The organism is Sphingobacterium corticibacterium, assembly GCF_004208525.1.
In the GTDB taxonomy this organism is placed as follows: domain Bacteria; phylum Bacteroidota; class Bacteroidia; order Sphingobacteriales; family Sphingobacteriaceae; genus Sphingobacterium; species Sphingobacterium corticibacterium.
This window is the reverse complement of sequence record NZ_SGIT01000001.1, coordinates 402458-417207: the sequence shown is the minus strand read 5'-3', so window position 1 is coordinate 417207 and position 14750 is coordinate 402458. Positions and strand designations below refer to the sequence as shown.

Below are 14750 nucleotides of genomic sequence, written 5' to 3'. Positions count from 1 at the left end.
AAAGGAACACACGGTTCATGAATAGTTTTTTCGCTCGTAAGTTTGTTGTTCAGGGAATTTTTATTGCTATAGCGATCGTTATAGTAGCTCGTCTATTTTATATTCAGGTTATTGACAAATCTTATTTATTATCAGCGAATCACAATGTGTTACGTAAAGTCGTTGTGTATCCTGCAAGAGGGGTAGTGTTCGACCGAAATGGCAAAGTTTTGGTACAAAACGAGCCTGTATACGACCTCTTGGTGACACCTATCGAGGCAAAAGAAATTGACACAGCACTTTTGTGTCAGCTTATTGATATCGATCGCGAAGGATTCCAGACAAGAATAAATAAAGCGCGTTCCCACTCTCCTTATCGTCCGTCTATATTTGAAAAACAGTTATCTGCAACTACTTATGCACAGCTGCAGGAGCATCTATATAAATTTCGAGGTTTCTATGTACAAAACCGGACTGTCAGGAGTTATCCGGACAGCATCGCCCCACAACTTCTGGGCTATATACAAGAAGTTAACGATAAAGATATTGAGCGGTCGGAAGGCTTTTATCGTCCGGGCGACTATATCGGCGCGAGCGGCATCGAGCGTTCTTACGAAGAGCTTCTACGTGGACAACGGGGGGTTAAAAACCAAATGGTAGATGCACTTAATAGACCAAAAGGCTCTTTCATGGAGGGCAAGTATGACACCCTTGCCGTCGCTGGTGATGGCTTGGTTTCGACGATTGACCGTGATCTGCAAGTGCTGGCGGAAAAGCTCATGAAAAATAAAATGGGCTCGGTGGTTGCTATCGAACCCGCGACTGGAGAAATCTTAACTTTTGTCAGTGCACCATCCTACGATCCGAACTTAATGGTAGGAAGACAAAGGGGCAACAACTACATGAAACTTTTACGGGACGAGACACGCCCTTTGTTTATCCGTCCTATCCAAGCCTCCTATCCTCCAGGATCGGTTTTTAAGGTGGTTGCTGCGTTAACGGCGCAACAAGCGGGTGTTATCGACGAAAAAACAATTTTTTATTGCCCTGGCGGATACCGTTACGGTGGAGGGCGTGCTATCATGCGTTGTACACACGTAGATGGTGCCACCAGTTTGATAAAATCCATACAAACATCTTGTAACACTTATTACGGGTACACCTACGCACGCATGATCGACTCACGCGGTATGTCGGGACCAAAAGCGTACGATCTTTGGCGCGAAGCGTTAGGCAAATTTGGTTTAGGCCATACATTAGGCATAGATCTCCCCGGGGAAAAACCAGGTTTAATCCCGACTTCCGACTTTTATACCAAACGTTATGGTAACGACAAATGGCGTTCAAGCTTTAATATTTCTTTGTCTATTGGGCAAGGTGAAATGGGTATTACCCCACTACAGATGGCTAATGTAATGGCTATCGTTGCCAACCGCGGCTTTTATTACCGACCGCACCTCGTAAAGGCAATTGGCGATAAGGGTATTGTAAAAGACGAGTTTAAGGAAAAAATAAGTGCCGGTGTGGATGCTAAATATTACGAACCCGTGATTGAAGGGATGAGCCGGGCGGTGAATGTTCCGGGTGGTACGGGATACCGGGTACGCGTGCCGGGCGTGGAAATGTGTGGCAAAACTGGGACCGTACAGAATCCACATGGTGAAAATCATGCCGTATTCTTTGCCTTTGCACCACGCGAAAACCCGAAAATAGCAATTGCCGTGTTTGTAGAAAATGCTGGATATGGTGGTACTTGGGCGGGTCCGATTGTCAATATGCTGGTCGAAAAATACCTGAAGGATACTATTTCCTTATCAAAATACGATCAAGATCGAATCTTAAATGCTAATTTTCTTCCTACACCAAAGGAAAAAAAAGTAGAGGAACTAAATAAAAGTACGTCGACTAGTAAGCCAACAGCGCAACCTACCGCACCCAACAATAAGACAATGGAGCCGCGGCGTGAACTTTATGTACACCACAGTCAACTAAGAAAGGACCATCCATAACATGAAAGAGAAAAGTTTTTTTGGACGTATCGATTGGTTCACTATTTCATTGTGGTTCTCTCTCTGCCTGATTGGCTGGTTTAATATCTATGCTGCCGTTTATGATCCCGAGCAGCCTAGTCTTTTCAGCATGGCAACCAATTATGGCAAGCAATCTATTTACATTTTCACGGCTGTAATTATCGGGTTTAGCATTCTGATTATAGACGCTAAGTTTTTTATTTCAGCATCCCCACTCATTTATATTGTGGTTATTTTTTTATTGATATTGGTATTGATTATTGGTCGGAATGTCGGCGGGAATCAAGCTTGGATACCACTAGGCAGCTTTCGTTTACAACCTTCCGAATTTGGTAAACTAGCCACTTGTCTACTCCTGGCCTCCTATCTTAGTTCCCAAACCAATAAAAATCCAAATACCAAAACACTACTTATTGGTGCCTTGATTATTCTGTTCCCCGTCGCATTGGTCATGCTCCAACCCGACACCGGTTCCGCGCTTGCATTCTTCGCACTGGTTTTTGTATTTTACCGCGAAGGTTACGTCGGCAATACACTCTTGCTATTAGGTGGTCTCGCCATTCTTTTATTTATATCCGCGCTGCTTATTAATCAATGGATTATTATTAGTATACTGGCACTGATTGCAGGGTTATTCATTTATTTGCTACGCAAAAAACGCAAATATATCATCAACGTTGGCTTACTTTTTCTTGGATGTAGTGTGTATGTACTTTGTGTTGATTATGCTTATGAACATATTTTACAATCACATCAACGCAATCGGATTGATGTTATTTTAGGAAAAATACACGATCCGCGTGGCGAAGGATATAATCTCAATCAGTCCAAAATCGCAATTGGATCAGGACAGCTACTGGGTAAGGGTTTTCTCCAGGGAACACAAACCAAATATAAATTTGTCCCAGAACAAAGTACCGATTTTATTTTCTGTACCATTGGCGAAGAATGGGGATTTGTGGGTTCTACGTTTGTAATAGCCATCTATCTTGCACTCCTGCTCCGTTTAGTTAATATCGCGGAACGCCAACGAACAGCTTTTGCACGGATTTATGCCTACGGCGTCGCTTCTATCCTATTTTTCCATTTCTTTATCAACATCGGCATGACGATCGGTATAGTTCCTGTTATTGGTATTCCCCTCCCCTTCATCAGTTACGGTGGTTCTTCTTTATGGAGCTTTACTATACTGTTATTTATTTTACTATGCTTTGACTCCAGTCGTAAGGGTTTGAATGGTTAAATAATTTCAATATCTTTAACACACGGAACAGCAAAGCACGATATGATAAAAACAATTGTTAAAGAACATCCTCTCAAAGATATTACACTCGATTTTGATGACGAGATCACACCACCATCGTTTGAACAGGAAGCGTTGCAATCCTATTACGAAGCTCATGATAAAACTTGGGAAATCAAAGCACACGTCACCGAAATAGAACGTAAATTAAAGACGGTAGACGATATCATTGCAGACCTCTCTTTTCGCCGTTTAGGCATCGAGCAGGAGCTGGAAATACTAGAAGACTGGCTCGGTGTTACAGAGCTGGAAGACAAAGAACTTTTTGACGGAGAAATCACCATCGATATCGGAACATTCTTTGCGGTTTGTGACAAACACAACGTGGACATACAAAATCTCTATGAAAAAGTAGTTGACCTGACGGAAATCTATAATCGCGATATAGAAAATATCTACGAAGATGACGCCGTGATTGACCCTACTTATTTCAATGCACTCGATGAAGTATACCCACGCTATGAAGAGGTATCTGTCCACACCGTATCGTTGGACGATGATCATCAGGCGTTTCTAGAAGAATACGGGAAAGTAGAAGAATTTTTCTTTCATTACACCGAATTAGCAAGGGAAATATTTGATAAATACAAGAACTTGGTTGAAACGACTCAAGTTGTGTATCGACGGGTTGAAGTAATCGATCAATTACTAAGAGACAAATTAAAAAGAGAAGGAAAGTAACCAATACAGCTAAATCCTTTCCAACACAAACCGTATGACCTTGTCTATAATCTCTTTAGGGTTATCCACGAAAGCATCATGTAGCCTACTGGCAAGGATCGCGTTAATAGAAAGTGCATGGTGGCCAAACATATTTGCTAGCGCATAGATGCCTGCCGTTTCCATTTCTAGATTCGTAATAGATCTTCCCTCCAACTGAAATGCATTCGCTTTTCGTATAAGATCGGGATACACATTCCTTGTTCTCATGGACAGGTCTTGTCCATAAAACCCCGGTGCCGTCATGGTTATACCTTTTGGAAGATCACGAGCTATCCGATGGAGCAACTTTTTACTTGCGCTGCCAACGTAAGGCGTAAAACCTAACTTATCAAAATGGTTCATTACGGCATGTTGAATCGCTTTTTCTTCTTCCGAATAATTCTTTACATAATATTGCATCAACGTATCAAAGCCGATTGCATATTCACTCGCCAAGATGGTACCCAACCGAATATCACCTTGTATTGAACCAGAGGTTCCGATACGAATAATATCTAGGCTCGTTAATGGCGATCTCAATGCACGCGTTCCAAAGTCGACATTGACCAATGCATCAATTTCATTGAAAACGATATCAATATTGTCCGTACCGATCCCTGTAGAAATAACAGAGATACGTTTATTTCGTAACAGACCTGTATGGGTGATGAATTCCCGTTTTCCCTTTTTTACATCGATTTGGTCGAAATAACGAGATACCTCTCCCACTAGATTAGGTTCACTCACAAAAACGATGGTGGATGCCAAATCTCCTGGCAATAGATTAAGGTGATAAGTACTCCCGTCGGCATTAAGTATTAGTTCTGAATCAACTATCATAAAGTATGAAGATATGCATAATGAACACCATCTAACTTGTCGAGCTTTTGGATAATCTGGTTAACGAGTAACTTCCTCACTTCAACATCCATAGAACAGTTGTTATCGAACTCTTGTTTTAAAATAGGCAAATTTTCTTCTTTTACTAGACGCATTACATCATTCATCTGTAGATAATCAAACGTAATCCGATAAATATCATTGACAGTTTTCGTGACAATTTTTCCAGCCCCCAGTGCTTCTTGCGTAGCTGTTTTATAAGCATTTATTAATCCTGGAACGCCCAATAATGTACCACCAAAATAACGCACTACAACAACCAATATATTGGTGACATCGTAGGACAGTAGGGTGTTCAAAATGGGACGACCGGCAGTTCCCGACGGTTCGCCATCATCGTTCAACCGAAAAACAGAACGATCTGGTGTCAGACGATATGCCCAGCAGTGATGTCGCGCTTTAGGATGCAAAGCCCTCAATTCAGCAATAATATCTTTGAGGGCCGCTTCCTCCCCAAAAGGATAAGCATAAGCGATAAACTTACTTCCTTTGTCCTTAAACACCCCCTCACAGGGTGCTTCAATCGTTAAATACGTATCTTCAAATAGACTCACAGATATGCGATAATTAAAACGGAAATCAAAGCTAACACCAATCCGATCCTATTCAACATGGTCAATCGCTCCGCAAAAAAGCCGACACCGACAACCGCCCCCAACAGGATAACGCCAATATTCATTCCTGTAAACACAATCGAAGGACTGCTAGATAAAGCCTGATGGGCTTTCATGTAAAATAGGATATTCCCAAAGTTAAACAATCCCAGAAGGATTCCCCAAATTACGGCTCTATATTGTATACGTTCTTTTTTTACCACAACACGATATACAAGAAAGCCGAACGCCACAATCATCGCCAATACAAACACCAATAACATCGAATAAGTGTAGGACACCGCCCGATATAGGGCTACTTTTTTAAATAGAATATCGATAACCCCCATTCCAAAAAACACGGCAATGGCATAACTCCATGTACCTTTTTTAGCTATCACACCTGTTTTTTTCCAACCGATAGAACACAAAATGGCGGCGATACCAATCGCTATTCCGACAAGTTTGTTGATTCCTATTGCTTCATGGAAAATGAAAAAGGCTGCCAATAAGGGAATGAACAACGATAAACGTTGGGCAATTTCTGTTTTTACAATACCACTATATTGGATCGCATAAGCAATACACAAAAATATGGTCGGTAAAAGCAGTGCCAGCGACAAGTATAAATCCCAAGGCAATACACTTAAGGGTACCGCTGCTGCTGCCGGTTTCAGGAACAATACCGTGGCTAACGCCGCAATGGGATAATTCCACACAATAAGATGGAGGTGCTGAATGCCCTGTTTATTGGCGAGTTTGATAATAACCGATACGGTCACGCTGCAAATAACACTAATGAGTACGTATATCATAGTATAAAAGGAGATATGCCGACAAAGGAATGAAATTATGCGTTCTTCTCCAAGCCGGACTAGAATTCAATTCTGAACCGGTAGCCCCATCTCTTCTACAAGGGTTTACTTTTGTGCAAAAACAAAATAAATACTAGGATATGAGGAATAGAGAAGCATTGCGCCATGATTGGACAAAAGAAGAATTGTTAGCTATTTACAACAAACCAATCTTGGAACTGGTATATGAAGCCGCAAGTGTCCACCGCATTTGGCACAAAGCCGATGAAATACAGCTGTCAACGTTACTATCGGTAAAAACGGGAGGCTGTCCGGAAGATTGTTCCTATTGTGGACAAGCGGCCCGTTATCATACCGACATCAACGTACAGGCATTATTGCCCACGGAAACGGTCTTGGCACACGCAAAGAAAGCAAAAGAGAATGGCTCTTCCCGCTTTTGTATGGCAGCCGCCTGGCGCGAAGTCCGTGACAATCGGGATTTTGACCGGATCATCGATATGGTAAAGGGTGTTAACGAACTGGGGTTGGAAGTATGCTGTACATTAGGCATGCTCACAGAGCATCAAGCTAAACGACTACAGGAGGCAGGGCTCTATGCCTACAATCACAATATGGACACTTCTGCTGAATATTATGAGCAGATCATCTCTACCCGTCAGTTTGACAATCGTCTTAACACGATTCATAATGTTAGAAAAGCAGGAATAACTGTATGTTCCGGCGGGATTATTGGCCTAGGCGAATCGACGACGGATAGAATATCGATGTTGCTCACCTTAGCTAACATGGACATACACCCAGAATCCGTACCGATCAATGCTTTGGCAAGAGTAAAAGGAACACCACTCGAAAACAACCCTAAAGTTGGTATATGGGAAATGGTAAGGATGATTGCAACGACACGGATCGCCATGCCGGGATCCATGGTCAGGTTAAGTGCTGGACGCCTGGAAATGACCGAAACAGAACAGGCATGGTGTTTTCTGGCTGGAGCAAATTCTATCTTCACCAGCGACCGGGAGACGCTTTTGGTCACCCCTAATCCCTGTATCACAAAAGACATACAAATGCTCCAAAATCTAGGACTAAAACCAATGAAAAAATAGATAAAAAAATCAAATTTTATAACATCAAAAACATAAAAATAATGCAAAAAATTTCATAAAAAAATGTTCAATAAAACAATTATAAAAAAATAAAATGCTTGAAAACAAATATTTAAAAAAACAAAGCAAAAAATACGAGTTAAAAATTTCAATAAAAACTACCCAATTTATAATCAAAAATTCAGCTATTTATTACCCATAAAAACGACACAAAAAACAAATATTTTTAAATTTATTTTGTATATATAAAATAATAATTCTACCTTTGGATTATAAAATTTGAGACATGATAACACACCATACATACTTCTATTTTAACAACTTTTACTTTAAGAGGTAAAACCGGGAGTTTGTATATTTGTGTGAAATAAACAAAAAAGTCCCGGATTACATTCGGGACTTTTTTATTGTGGCATAACAAGATTAAAATAATTGGATGAAAGAGGAATAAATAGATGAAAACAAAAATTGCAATACAGGGCGTTAAAGCCTCCTTTCACGAAGAAGCGGCGCATAAATATTTCGGTGACGATGACATTGAAATCTTAGAATGCGAATCTTTCAAGAAGACCTGTGAAATGTTGAAACAAGGCAAAGCGGACTATGTGGTCATGGCCATAGAAAATGCTATTGCAGGTAGTATCTTACCTAATTACAATCTGCTTCGCGATTATAAATTTCATATCATTGGCGAAGTACATTTAAATATACAGCAAAATTTACTGGCACTACCCGGCACGAAGCTTTCCGATATAAAATTTGTAGAGTCCCATCCGATTGCCATTCGTCAATGTGATGAGTTTTTGAGTGATTATCCCGAATGGACGGTAAAGGAAGGCATGGATACCGCCGCATGTGCCAAAAGCATTATTGAGAACAAATTAACCAATACCGCAGCAATTGCGAGTGTGGCAGCAGCGAAATTATACGGCTTAGAAATCCTGGAAAAAAGAATCGAAACCAACAAGAAAAACGCAACACGTTTCTTGATTCTCTCTAACGAGATTATCGAACAAAAAAATGCAAACAAAGCCTCACTATCTTTCCAAACAGGAAATAGCGTAGGTGCTTTAGCCAACGTATTACAGTGCTTTGCAGAGCAAAATGTAAATCTGAGCAAAATTCAATCCATGCCGGTAGTAGGTCGTCGAAACGAATACGATTTTTATGTGGATGTAGAATGGAAAAAACAAAGCGATTATGATGCGGCTATCCGCAAAGTATTAAAACATACCATCAATTTCACCATTATGGGGGAATATGTTAAAAACGAGAAAGTATAACAAATATTATTCATTAGCAAATCATTGAAATCATGAAACATACATTAGACATCGTTCCTTTAAAATCTTGGATAGATACAGGCGATAAACCCTTAATCATTGCAGGGCCATGCAGCGCAGAGACAGAAGAACAAGTAGTCTCTACTGCACATTTATTAGCAAATACCGGAAAAGTAAACGTACTACGTGCGGGTATATGGAAACCTCGGACACGTCCAGGTGAATTCGAAGGAATAGGCAGTGTAGGTTTGGAATGGTTAAGAAGAGCCAAAGCAGAAACAGGCTTATTAACCGCTACAGAAGTGGCTACTGCTAAACATGTTGAAGAAGCTTTAGCTGCCGGTATAGATATCTTATGGGTAGGCGCGCGTTCCACCGCAAATCCATTCACCGTACAAGAAATTGCAGATGCTTTACAGGGGGTTGATGTACCGGTATTCGTTAAAAACCCGGTTAACCCAGACCTTTCTTTATGGATCGGAGCACTAGAGCGTATCAACCGTGCAGGGATTAAAAAATTAGGGGCTATCCACCGTGGATTCTCCTCATTCGAAAAAACCGCTTTCCGTAACGAACCGATGTGGGACTTAGCCGTACAGTTGAAATCAGCCTGTCCAGAACTTCCGATCATTAACGATCCTAGCCATATCTGTGGAAATCGTGAACTGCTCCCTTACATCGCACAGAAAGCCATGGATATGGACCAACAAGGTCTGATCGTGGAATCACATATCGACCCATCTGTAGCTTGGACAGATGCAAAACAACAAGTAACGCCCGCAGCATTGGCCGACCTACTTGATAATTTATCCGTTCGTCACCCAGAATCCAATAATCCAGTTTTCGATGATAAATTGGCTGAATTGCGTCAGCAGATCGACAAATTAGACGATGCAATCCTAAAACAAATTGGCGACCGCATGAAAATCGCAGAGAAAATTGGGGAATACAAGCGCGATAATAACGTGACCATTCTGCAAGTTAGCCGTTGGGATGAGATTCTGGAAAAAAGAGTCCAGTTGGCAAGAGCATTATCACTCAGTGAAGACTTTGCGGCGAAATACTTGGAATTATTGCACAACGAATCTATCCGCAAGCAAAACGAAGTCATGAATGCAAAACCTGTGGCGGAGGCGTAAATGAGTTCAACATCACTTACACTTCGTCATCCGTCGAAAGTAATACAGGGCACGGTTCAACTTACTGGTTCTAAATCAGAGAGCAACCGTGCTCTTATTATACAGGCATTAAGCCGGGGCACAGTTAACGTAGAAAATTTATCTGCCGCCGCCGATACGGTTATTATGAACAAAGCGCTGGCACTGGCTGACACGGGGCGGGAGACGGAGGAGATCGTTACCGTGAACATCGGCCCTGCAGGAACGGCGATGCGTTTCCTTACCTCTTATCTGAACCTGATAGAAGGCAACTTTGTCTTGACAGGCACGGAACGTATGCAACAGCGTCCTATTGGCATTCTTGTGGATGCCTTAAAAACGTTGGGTGCGGATATGACCTATGAGAAAGCAGACGGTTTTCCTCCCTTGAAAATCAAAGGAGGGATGACACAAAACCAACGGAAAGTACGCATACAGGGCAATGTTAGCAGCCAATACCTGTCTTCGCTCCTGCTTATCGCCGCTTCGCTTAACGACGGACTCTTATTGGAAATTGAAGGCGAGCTCACTTCCAGACCCTATGTGACGATGACGCTGAACATGTTGCAGGAGGCAGGCATATCCCATCGCTGGATAAACAACAGTATTGCGATTGAACCACAGGAATTTCAGCCAACAACCATTTATGTTGAACCGGATTGGAGTGCTGCTTCGTATTGGTATGCTATGGTAGCTTTATCTGAAAAAGGAGAAGCTGTGTTGCCGGGTTTGAAAGCGCATAGCTTACAAGGAGATATAGCCATTGTCGACATCATGTCTCATTTTGGCGTCGCCAGCTCGTTTCAGGAAGACGGACTGCATATCGCGAAGGTCAACAATGGCTCTGACAAAGTTTTGTTTGACTTCAAAGAATGTCCAGATTTGGCACAAACCATTGTGGCATTAGCAGCAGCAATCCGGCGCGATATCTCGATCACAGGTGTAGAAACCTTGAAAATCAAAGAAACAGACCGACTGGCTGCATTGAAAAACGAAATTGAAAAGTTTGGCGCAACCATCATAGCAGATGAAGAAACTTACCATGTCACTACAAAGGACGCTTATGTTCCGAAAAACGTTACATTTGACACCTATGAAGATCATCGGATGGCGATGGCATTTGCGCCTTTGGCACTGGTGTTTGACGAAGTGATTATCAACGATCCGATCGTGGTGGAAAAATCTTATCCTGATTTTTGGAAACACTTGCAACAACAGGGTTTCACCGTCGAGCAATAGGTAAACAGTTAAACAAATAGAAAAATTACATCATGGCAGGAAACTCATTTGGCCACCTTTTTAAAATAACTACTTTTGGCGAATCGCATGGAAAAGCGATTGGTGTTATTATTGATGGTTGTCCGCCCAATATTTCCATCGACGAAGCGTTTATACAGTCCGAACTGGATAAACGTAAACCAGGACAATCTAAAATCACAACACAGCGTAAAGAAAGCGACACCGCCCAAATTCTATCTGGCGTATTTGAAGGAAAATCGACGGGAACACCCATTGCTATTCTGATACCGAATGAGGATCAACGTTCCAAAGATTACTCGCATATCGCAGACAAATATCGTCCATCCCATGCTGATTACACCTATCAACAGAAATATGGTATCCGGGATTATCGTGGTGGTGGCCGATCTTCCGCTAGGGAAACAGCAGCACGGGTGGCAGCCGGCGCGATCGCCAAATTATACCTAGAAAGCCAAGGCATTGAAATTTTCGCCCATGTCTCTGCTGTCGGCACCTTAGAGGCTCCGAATTTGGACACCACTGATTTGTCTTCGCTACTCGAGATACGGGAAAGCAACATTGCCCGCTGCGCAGATCCAGCAACAGCAAATGAAATGATTGCTCTTATTGATTCGATAAGAAAAGCAGGAGACACCATTGGTGGAAAAATATCAACCGTCGTCCGCGGCGTACCTGTAGGACTTGGCGAACCCGTATTCGATAAATTACATGCTGATTTAGGAAAGGCCATGTTAAGCATTAATGCAGTTCATGGATTTGAGTATGGTTCCGGATTTAGCGGTTCGGAGATGCGAGGTTCCGAACACAACGACATTTTCGTGAAAGCAGAAGATCAGGTACGTACCCGTACTAATTTTTCCGGCGGTATCCAAGGTGGCATTTCCAATGGTATGGATATTATGTTCCGTACAGCTTTCAAACCGGTTGCTACGATTATGCGTGACCAGGAAACATTGAATAAAGCTGGCGATAGCACTACGATTTCGGGCAAAGGGCGCCATGATCCTTGTGTTGTTTCCCGCGCCATTATCATTGTGGAGGCGATGACGGCTTTGGTATTAGCGGATCATTTATTACGGTTTAAAGCGTACCGTTAATGCTATTACAATAATAAATTGTCATCTATTATCGAAAGATAGCAGTTACCATTTAATAAATAGTAACTGCTATTTATTTAAAATAATCTCGGAAATGCGCTTTCGTTATATTCACTCATCATTTCATAAGCCAGTTCTACCACATCATCTACAGATGGCTTTGTGAAATAATCACCATCAGATCCATATGGCGGACGGTTGGCTTTAGCCGTAAGCGTTCTGGGCTGACCATCCAATAGATAATACCCATTTTGCTTCTCCAATATCTCCTGCGTAATAAATGCTGCTGCACCGCCCGGCATATCTTCGTCTACGACCAATAGTTTATTTGTTTTCTCCAACGATTGACGGCAGATCTCCGTGCGGTCAAAGGGCTGTAAACATTGTGCATCAATAATTTCTATAGAAATCCCTAATTTTTCCAGTTCAATAGCAGCTTCCTGCACGACACGCAACGTTGCTCCATACGACACCACGGTAATATCCCTTCCCTCGCGTATCTGTTCCGCTATCCCAATGGGTACCATGAACTCCCCAACATTTGACGGCATTTTTTCTTTCAACCGGTAGCCATTCAAGCACTCGATCATAACAGCCGGTTCATCCGAACGTAACAGTGCATTATACATACCGGCCGCCTGTGTCATATTACGCGGCACACAAATGTGCAAACCACGGAGTCCACCTAGCAGTACCGTCATTGGTGAACCCGAATGCCAGATACCCTCTAATCGATGGCCTCGAGTACGAATAATAACAGGCGCCTTCTGTGTTCCTTTTGTACGATAGCTCAAACAGGCCAAATCATCACTCAATACCGGCATTGCATAGATCAAATAATCAAGATATTGGATTTCAGCAATAGGACGTAAACCACGCAATGCCAAACCAATACCCTTGCCGATAATAGCCGATTCACGAATACCCGTATCAAAAATACGTAGTTCGCCAAACTGTTCCTGCAATCCGGCAAAACCTTGATTAACATCCCCTATTTTCCCTACATCTTCCCCAAACGCTACAATGCGTTCATCACGTCTAAAATTCGCTTCAAAACAAGCATTCAATACCTCTCTCCCATCCACCATGGCGACATCCTGTTCATAATGTGCAACTATACCCTCCTTTTTCAAAGGAGAATCAGCCGTATCCGTAAACAGTTTATCGTTATAACGATCAAAATTTTGTTCCTGCTTTTGGGCATACCAGGTCATCAATACATCTTTTTCAGGCGAATCTATACCACGTAAGTCGCGGACAGCTCTTCTTACATTACTGTAAATTTCTTTTAACGACGGTTCTGCTAACGATTGCAGGGTTTTTAACGGCACATCTACCACGGGGTTTTCAATCGCGGACAATAACGTTATCGCTTCATCCAGATCGACTTGCAGTGTTTTATGATAATCAGCCCACGCACGCCGCTGTTCTCGACGCACAAAATCTTTGGCTTCTTTTTCCAGTTCCATCAATTCTTCTTCTTGGGCAATACCGGATTGCAATAACCACTCGCGCATTTTCAGGTTACAATCGAACGCTTCTTCCCACGTTAGCCGTTCGTCGGATTTGTAGCGTTCATGCGAGCCGGACGTAGAATGTCCTTGCGGTTGTGTCAATTCCGTCACATGAACAAGACACGGCACATGTTCCTCTCGCGCATAGCGCGCTGCCTGCTCATAAACCTCGCATAAAGCCGGATAATCCCAACCACGTACTTTAAATATTTCTATACCATTTCCATCGCTGTCACGTTGAAAACCCTTCAATGCTTCAGAGATGTCGGCTTTCGTTGTTTGTACTTCATTCGGGACCGATATACCATATCCATCATCCCAAACGGAAATAACAACTGGAATCTGCTTTACGGCAGCCGCATTAACTGTCTCCCAAAATACACCTTCCGATGTAGAGGCATTACCAACGGTACAAAAAACAATTTCTTTTCCCCCGTGAGAAAAGTAGGTTAAATGATCCAGACTTCGATTTTCTTTGTACAATTTAGACGCTAAGCCTAAGCCCATGATACGCGACATTTGTCCGCCTGTGGTCGAAATGTCAGAAGCTGAGTTCTTTTGTTCTGTTTGGTTTAACCAGTTCCCGTCCCCGTCAAGCAGCTGTGTAGAAAAATGACAGTTCATCTGCCGTCCGCCAGACGATATATCCGCTTCTAAGTTAGGGTTAGCATATAATTGTGAGAAGAAATGATAAACATTAGATATACCTGAGGCGAAGGCAAATGTTTGATCTCGGTAATATCCCGAACGCCAGTCGCCAGGTTGGAATACTTTAGCGAGCGCAATTTGCGCGATCTCTTTACCATCACCAAACACCCCGAATTTTGCTTTTCCAGTTAACACCTCCTTGCGACCCGACAGACTTGCAATGCGGCTTTCAACCGCTAATCTATAATCGTTTAAAATGATTTCGCGAAAATCGTCAAAACTGATTTTCGACGTTTCAAAATCACTGTTTATATTCATGGTGATATTAGACATGTTTTAACCGATGGTTTCAGCAAAAAT

At 42.2% G+C, this 14750-nt stretch carries 12 protein-coding genes; 8 read left to right on the top strand and 4 right to left on the bottom strand.

Features of this window, described 5'->3' with window-relative positions:
* The first annotated feature begins 17 nt into the window (after positions 1-17).
* Genes mrdA through EWE74_RS01740 form a run of 3 tightly spaced genes read left to right on the top strand, consistent with a single transcriptional unit; the run spans position 18 to position 3993 of the window.
* Positions 18-1988 carry a penicillin-binding protein 2 gene (gene mrdA / locus EWE74_RS01750; protein ID WP_130139820.1) on the top strand — a complete coding sequence of 657 codons (1971 nt, stop codon included), beginning with the start codon at positions 18-20 and terminating at the stop codon, positions 1986-1988.
* Complete coding sequence (rodA, locus tag EWE74_RS01745) at positions 1981-3252, top strand: rod shape-determining protein RodA (RefSeq protein WP_130139819.1); 1272 nt, start codon at positions 1981-1983, stop codon at positions 3250-3252. The genes mrdA and rodA overlap by 8 nt, the downstream gene beginning before the upstream one ends.
* 42 nt (positions 3253-3294) lie before the next feature.
* Positions 3295-3993, top strand: coding sequence for a hypothetical protein (locus EWE74_RS01740; protein ID WP_130139818.1), 699 nt, complete (start codon positions 3295-3297; stop codon positions 3991-3993).
* 9 nt (positions 3994-4002) lie between these two features.
* On the opposite strand, the gene EWE74_RS01735 is transcribed toward EWE74_RS01740, so the two are convergent.
* Genes EWE74_RS01735 through EWE74_RS01725 form a run of 3 tightly spaced genes read right to left on the bottom strand, consistent with a single transcriptional unit; the run spans position 4003 to position 6322 of the window.
* A complete protein-coding gene (locus EWE74_RS01735; RefSeq protein ID WP_130139817.1) occupies positions 4003-4854 on the bottom strand; it encodes a nucleoside phosphorylase in 852 nt (283 codons plus the stop codon).
* Positions 4851-5468, bottom strand: a complete 618-nt coding sequence (locus EWE74_RS01730) for an IMPACT family protein (protein WP_130139816.1) — start codon at positions 5466-5468, stop codon at positions 4851-4853. The genes EWE74_RS01735 and EWE74_RS01730 overlap by 4 nt, the downstream gene beginning before the upstream one ends.
* On the bottom strand, positions 5465-6322 hold the full coding sequence (locus EWE74_RS01725) for a DMT family transporter (RefSeq protein ID WP_130139815.1): 858 nt from the start codon (positions 6320-6322) through the stop codon (positions 5465-5467). The genes EWE74_RS01730 and EWE74_RS01725 overlap by 4 nt, the downstream gene beginning before the upstream one ends.
* Before the next feature lie 140 nt (positions 6323-6462).
* Here EWE74_RS01725 and bioB point away from each other — a divergent pair, with 140 nt between their 5' ends.
* The 5 genes from bioB to aroC all read left to right on the top strand — a co-directional run bounded on the left by bioB (position 6463) and on the right by aroC (position 12228).
* Entirely contained in the window at positions 6463-7431 is a 969-nt protein-coding gene (bioB, locus tag EWE74_RS01720; RefSeq protein WP_130139814.1) for a biotin synthase BioB, read from the top strand.
* Between the two features lie 455 nt (positions 7432-7886).
* Positions 7887-8714 (top strand): prephenate dehydratase, encoded by an 828-nt coding sequence (locus EWE74_RS01715; protein ID WP_130139813.1) that lies wholly within the window; start codon positions 7887-7889, stop codon positions 8712-8714.
* Positions 8715-8746: 32 nt separating this feature from the next.
* Positions 8747-9853 (top strand): chorismate mutase, encoded by a 1107-nt coding sequence (locus EWE74_RS01710; protein WP_130139812.1) that lies wholly within the window; start codon positions 8747-8749, stop codon positions 9851-9853.
* Entirely contained in the window at positions 9854-11110 is a 1257-nt protein-coding gene (aroA, locus tag EWE74_RS01705) for a 3-phosphoshikimate 1-carboxyvinyltransferase (RefSeq protein ID WP_130139811.1), read from the top strand. It abuts the gene before it with no gap.
* Positions 11111-11142: 32 nt separating this feature from the next.
* Positions 11143-12228 carry a chorismate synthase gene (aroC, locus tag EWE74_RS01700; RefSeq protein ID WP_130139810.1) on the top strand — a complete coding sequence of 362 codons (1086 nt, stop codon included), beginning with the start codon at positions 11143-11145 and terminating at the stop codon, positions 12226-12228.
* A 77-nt stretch (positions 12229-12305) separates the two neighbouring features.
* Here aroC and EWE74_RS01695 read toward each other — a convergent pair whose 3' ends face one another.
* On the bottom strand, positions 12306-14708 hold the full coding sequence (locus EWE74_RS01695) for an alpha-ketoacid dehydrogenase subunit alpha/beta (protein WP_239018520.1): 2403 nt from the start codon (positions 14706-14708) through the stop codon (positions 12306-12308).
* Positions 14709-14750: the final 42 nt, after the last annotated feature.

Coding starts and splice junctions, on each gene's coding strand:
- mrdA (WP_130139820.1), top strand. CDS start 18: ATGAATAGTTTTTTCGCTCGTAAGTTTGTTGTTCAGGGAATTTTTATT.
- EWE74_RS01740 (WP_130139818.1), top strand. CDS start 3,295: ATGATAAAAACAATTGTTAAAGAACATCCTCTCAAAGATATTACACTC.
- EWE74_RS01735 (WP_130139817.1), bottom strand. CDS start 4,854: ATGATAGTTGATTCAGAACTAATACTTAATGCCGACGGGAGTACTTAT.
- EWE74_RS01725 (WP_130139815.1), bottom strand. CDS start 6,322: ATGATATACGTACTCATTAGTGTTATTTGCAGCGTGACCGTATCGGTT.
- bioB (WP_130139814.1), top strand. CDS start 6,463: ATGAGGAATAGAGAAGCATTGCGCCATGATTGGACAAAAGAAGAATTG.
- EWE74_RS01715 (WP_130139813.1), top strand. CDS start 7,887: ATGAAAACAAAAATTGCAATACAGGGCGTTAAAGCCTCCTTTCACGAA.
- EWE74_RS01710 (WP_130139812.1), top strand. CDS start 8,747: ATGAAACATACATTAGACATCGTTCCTTTAAAATCTTGGATAGATACA.
- aroA (WP_130139811.1), top strand. CDS start 9,854: ATGAGTTCAACATCACTTACACTTCGTCATCCGTCGAAAGTAATACAG.
- aroC (WP_130139810.1), top strand. CDS start 11,143: ATGGCAGGAAACTCATTTGGCCACCTTTTTAAAATAACTACTTTTGGC.
- EWE74_RS01695 (WP_239018520.1), bottom strand. CDS start 14,708: ATGAATATAAACAGTGATTTTGAAACGTCGAAAATCAGTTTTGACGAT.